Source organism: Saccharopolyspora sp., assembly GCF_017434145.1.
Lineage (GTDB): Bacteria > Actinomycetota > Actinomycetes > Mycobacteriales > Pseudonocardiaceae > Saccharopolyspora_C > Saccharopolyspora_C galaxeae.
In genome coordinates, this window is record NZ_JAFRFW010000640.1 from 1 (window position 1) to 5,116 (window position 5,116).

The 5,116-nt window shown below is 67.7% G+C and carries 5 protein-coding genes; all 5 read left to right on the plus strand.

Annotation, left to right across the window (positions count from 1 at the left end; genetic code table 11):
* Positions 1-1,101, plus strand: a 1,101-nt coding sequence (locus IJH84_RS17615) for an ABC transporter substrate-binding protein (protein ID WP_295146398.1), incomplete at its 5' end; no start/stop codon positions are given.
* A 73-nt stretch (positions 1,102-1,174) separates the two neighbouring features.
* A complete protein-coding gene (locus IJH84_RS17620) occupies positions 1,175-2,101 on the plus strand; it encodes an ABC transporter permease (protein WP_200069273.1) in 927 nt (308 codons plus the stop codon).
* Positions 2,094-3,104 carry an ABC transporter permease gene (locus tag IJH84_RS17625; protein WP_200069274.1) on the plus strand — a complete coding sequence of 337 codons (1,011 nt, stop codon included), beginning with the start codon at positions 2,094-2,096 and terminating at the stop codon, positions 3,102-3,104. The genes IJH84_RS17620 and IJH84_RS17625 overlap by 8 nt, the downstream gene beginning before the upstream one ends.
* Before the next feature lie 19 nt (positions 3,105-3,123).
* Entirely contained in the window at positions 3,124-4,122 is a 999-nt protein-coding gene (locus IJH84_RS17630; RefSeq protein WP_295146404.1) for an ABC transporter ATP-binding protein, read from the plus strand.
* Positions 4,115-5,116 carry an ABC transporter ATP-binding protein gene (locus tag IJH84_RS17635; protein ID WP_295146402.1) on the plus strand — a complete coding sequence of 334 codons (1,002 nt, stop codon included), beginning with the start codon at positions 4,115-4,117 and terminating at the stop codon, positions 5,114-5,116. The genes IJH84_RS17630 and IJH84_RS17635 overlap by 8 nt, the downstream gene beginning before the upstream one ends.

Sequence of the window (5,116 nt, forward strand, 5' to 3'; positions counted from 1 at the left end):
CTCAAAGCACCGCTGACGATCTTCCCGACGATGCTGGGCTACGGGCCGTTCTACCCGCTGCCGGAGCGGTTCTTCGCCGATCCGGAGGGATTCGAGCAGCACCCGATCGGCAACGGGCCGTTCAAGTTCGAGTCGCGGGTGCCGAACGAGAGCCTGACCGTCTCCCGCTACGACGGGTTCCAGGGAGCGGAAAAGGCGAAGGTCCCGAAGGTGCAGTTCAAGGTCTACGACGAGCTGGACACCGCCTACGAGGACCTGGTCTCGGGCAACCTCGACTTCGTCCGGCAGGTGCCGGTCTCGGCGCTGGCCGGGGACATCTGGCGCACCGACCTCGGCGACGGGGCGCAGGAGAAGCCGGGTCTGCTCACGCAGAACATCGCCTTCCCGCTCTACGACCAGCGGTTCCAGAACCCGGATCTGCGCAAAGCGATCTCGATGGCCATCGACCGCGAGACGATCACCCGGCAGATCTTCGCCGGTAGCCGAACGCCCGCGGACGGCTGGGTCGCCCCGTCGGTCCAGGGCTACGTGCCGAACCAGTGCGGCGAATACTGCACCTACGACCCGCAGAAGGCGAAGGAGCTGCTGGCCAAGGCCGGTGGATTCCAGGGCACGCTGCAGATCATCAGCAACGGCGACGGCGGGCACTCCGAATGGTCCGAGGCGGTGGCCTCCAGCATCCGCCAGACCCTCGGGATCGACGTGCGGTTCACCCCGACCCCGACGTTCAGCGAGTTTCGCAGGCAGGCGAGCGCCCGGGAGTTCTCCGGGATGTTCCGCACCGGCTGGATCGCCGACTACCCGAGCATCGAGTCCTTCCTGACGCAGCTCTACCGCACCGGCGCGTCCTCGAACGATTACGAGTACTCCAACCCGGAGTTCGACGCCGCACTGGACCGGGCGAACGCGGCACCGACCATTCCCGAAGCGGAGCGGCGCTACGCGGCCGCCGAGCGGATCCTGGCCCAGGACATGCCGGTGATCCCGCTGTGGAGCCAGCCGGTGCAGGCGGGCCTGTCCGACCGGCTGGCCGACGCGAAGGCGACGCCGTTCCGCAAGCTCGACCTCACGTCGGTGACGCTCAAACCCCAGCAGCCATGAAGCAGCGCACCGCACCCGGGCCGCTGCGCAACTGCGCGGACCGGGCCGCGCTCGGTGTGAATCAGGAGGACCGGTGGGACGTTATGTGCTGCGACGCCTGTTGCAGTTGATCCCGGTGTTCATCGGCACCACGTTCATCATTTATGCGTTGGTGTGGGCGGTGCCGGGCGACCCGTTCGCGGGCAAGTGCGGTGAGCGGGCCTGCCCGCCGTCGTACGTCGCCGAGATGACGGCCAGGTACAACCTCGACGATCCGCTGATCGTGCAGTACTTCAAGTACCTGGGACAGCTGTTCACCGGGAACTTCGGCGAGACCTACGCCGGTGTGCAGATCAGCGACCTGATCGCCAACGCCTACCCGACCACGGTCCGGCTGGCCATCGTGGCGCTGCTGATCGAGGCCGTGATCGGCGTGCTGGCAGGCATCCTCACCGGCCTGCGCGGCAAGGGATTCCTGGACAGCCTGGTGCTGATCTCCACGCTGTTCCTGATCTCGCTGCCGGTGTTCGTGACCGGTTTCCTGCTCAAGGTCTGGCTGGGCACCGAGCTCGGTCTGATCAAGACCTCGGTCGGCAGCGATCCGAGCATCGGCGAGCTGCTGGTGCCCGGTTTCGTGCTGGGCAGCCTGTCGATGGCCTACGTGGCCAGGCTGACCCGCACGAGCATGATGGAGAACAAGCGCGCCGACTACGTGCGCACCGCCACGGCGAAGGGGCTCAAGCCGAACCGGGTCGTGGGAGTGCACCTGCTGCGCAACTCGCTGATTCCGGTCATCACGTTCCTGGGCACCGACCTGGGCGCGCTGATGGGCGGTGCCATCGTCACCGAGGGCGTGTTCAACATCCGCGGCATCGGCGGGCTGGTCTACAAGGCCATCCTGACCAAGGAAGGCATGACGGTCACCGGGATCGTCACCCTGCTGGTGCTGGTGTACCTGCTGATGAACCTCCTCGTGGATGTTCTCTACGCGGTCCTGGACCCGAGGATTCGATATGACTGAACCGACTGCCTCCTCTCCCACCACTCCCGAGGACACCCAGGATTCGGCCGCGACCAAGCACGCCGTGGCCACCGGGCAGAACAGCGCAGGTCTGCTCGCGGCGCAGGCATCGCACGCCGCGGCGAAGCAGGAGAAGCCACGCGGGCTGTGGGGCGATGCCTGGCACGACCTGCTGCGGCGGCCGATGTTCCTGATCGCCTCGGCGATCATCCTGGTGCTGCTGGCCATGGTGGCCTTCCCGCAACTGTTCACCTCGGTCGATCCGAACCACTCGGACCTGCTGAAATCCCGCGAGGGACCGTCCGCGGAAGCCTGGTTCGGCTACGACCTGCAGGGCCGGGACATCTTCGCCCGCGCCGTGCACGGAGCCCGGGCCTCGATCACGGTCGGTCTGCTGGCGACCTTGGGCACGGTGCTGATCGGCTCGGTGGTCGGAATCCTGTCCGGGTACTACGGCGGCTGGGTGGACAACCTGCTGTCCCGGCTCTCGGAGATCTTCCTTGGACTGCCGTTCGTGCTCGGCGCGATCGTCATCCTGACCACCTTCAACTCGCCGGACGAGATTCCCAGCGGTACCCGGGTGATCATGCAGGTGGTCATCTCGATCGCGGTGCTGTCCTGGCCGATCGCGATGCGCATCATGCGGTCGGCGGCGATCTCGGCCAAGCAGCAGGACTACGTCAAGGCCGCGCGGGCGCTCGGAGCGAAGCCGTCGCGGGTCATCCTGCGGCACATGCTGCCGAACTGCCTGGCGCCGGTGCTGGTGTACGCCACGATCGCGCTGGGCGGGTTCATCGGAGCCGAGGCCACGCTGTCCTACCTGGGGCTCGGGCTGAAGTTCCCGGTCGTGTCCTGGGGCGTGATGATCTCCGACTCGCGCGAATTCATCCAGGCATCGCCGCACCTGCTGCTGTTCCCGGCAGGATTCCTGGTGATGACCGTGCTGGCGTTCGTGATGCTCGGCGATGCGGTCCGCGACGCCCTCGACCCGAAGCAGAAGTAGGAGGACCGCTGTGTCCGAAGTGGACGAAAAGGCGGGCGGGCGGCTGCTCGACGTCGAGGACCTGCACGTGGAGTTCCGCACCCGCGACGGCGTGGCGAAGGTGCTCAACGGCGTGAGCTACCACGTCGATCCGGGGGAGACCCTGGCGGTGCTGGGCGAATCCGGCTCCGGCAAGAGCGTCACGGCGCAGACCGTGATGGGCATCCTGGACACCCCGCCCGGGTTCGTCACCGGCGGGGCGATCCGCTACGCCGGTGAGGAGATGCTCACCGCCAGCGAAGATCGGCGGCGTCAACTGCGCGGCGACTCGATGGCGATGATCTTCCAAGACGCGCTTTCCGCGTTGAATCCCGTTTACACCGTGGGTTTTCAGATCTCCGAGCAGCTGCGCACGCGCCGCGGCATGTCCCGCAAGGACGCCACCGCCCGCGCGGTGGAGTTGCTGGACATGGTCAAGATCCCGAACGCCGCGCAGCGCGTGAAGGAGTTCCCGCACCAGTTCTCCGGCGGCATGCGGCAGCGGGCGATGATCGCGATGTCGCTGGCGCTGGACCCGGACCTGCTCATCGCGGACGAGCCGACGACGGCGCTGGACGTGACGGTGCAGGCGCAGATCATGGACCTGCTCGACGAGCTGCGCAGGGAGCGCGGCATGGGGCTGATCCTGATCACCCACGACCTCGGCGTGGTCGCCGAGGTCGCCGACCGGATCGTGGTGATGTACGCGGGCCGGATCGTGGAGTCCTCGGACGCCCTCGGCCTCTACCGGCAGCCGGGCCACCCCTACACCGAGGGCCTGATGCGGTCCATCCCGCGGCTGGACCTCAAAGGCCAGGACCTGGAGACGATCCGCGGCTTGCCGCCGAACCTGATGGACATCCCGGCGGGCTGCCCGTTCCACCCCCGCTGCACGCGGGCCGAGGACCTGTGCCGTCAGGAGTTGCCCGAGCACCACGACCTGGGGCTCGGCCGCACCAGCGCTTGCCACTTCGCGGAGGAGTTGATCAAGAGTGACTGAGCCGATCCTGCAGGTCCGCGACCTGGTCAAGCACTTCCCGATCAACCGGGGAGTGGTGTTCCAACGCACCGTCGGCCACGTGCGGGCCGTCGACGGGGTGTCGTTCGACCTGTACAAGGGCGAGACGCTGGGCATCGTCGGCGAGTCCGGCTGCGGCAAGTCCACCCTCGCCCAGGTGCTGATGCGGCTGGAGAAGCCGACCAGCGGCACGGCCACCTTCGAAGGCCGGGACATGTTCGGGATGAGCGGGGCGCAACTGCGCAAACTGCGCCGGGACATGCAGATCGTGCTGCAGGACCCGTACACCTCGCTGAACCCGCGGCGCACCGTCGGCGACATCGTCGGCGAACCGTTCGAGATCCACCCGGAGGTCGCGCCGAAAGGCGAGCGCAACCGCAAGGTGCAGGAGCTGCTGGACGTGGTGGGGCTCAACCCCGAGCACATCAACCGCTACCCGCACCAGTTCTCCGGCGGTCAGCGCCAGCGCATCGGCATCGCGCGGGCGCTGGCCCTGCGGCCGAAGGTGATCGTGTGCGACGAGCCGGTCTCCGCGCTGGACGTCTCGATCCAGGCGCAGGTGATGAACCTGCTCGGCGAGCTGCAGCAGGAGTTCGGGCTGTCCTACATCTTCATCGCGCACGACCTGGGCGTGGTGCGGCACCTGTCGGACCGGGTCGGGGTGATGTACCTGGGGCAGATGGTCGAGGTCGGCACCGAGGAGCAGATCTACGAGCACCCGCAGCACCCGTACACCCAGGCGCTGCTTTCGTCGGTGCCGGTCCCGGATCCGCAGCTGCGGGGCAAGCGGGAGGTCATCCGGCTCAGCGGGGACGTGCCGAGCCCGGCCGATCCGCCGTCGGGCTGCCGGTTCCGCACCCGGTGCTGGAAGGCGCAGGACATCTGCGCCGAACAGGCGCCGGAAATGAAGGTCCGGCTGGGCGAGCACCCCGCGGCCTGCCACTTCGCGGAGGAGCGGCCGCAGGTGCTCGCGTGA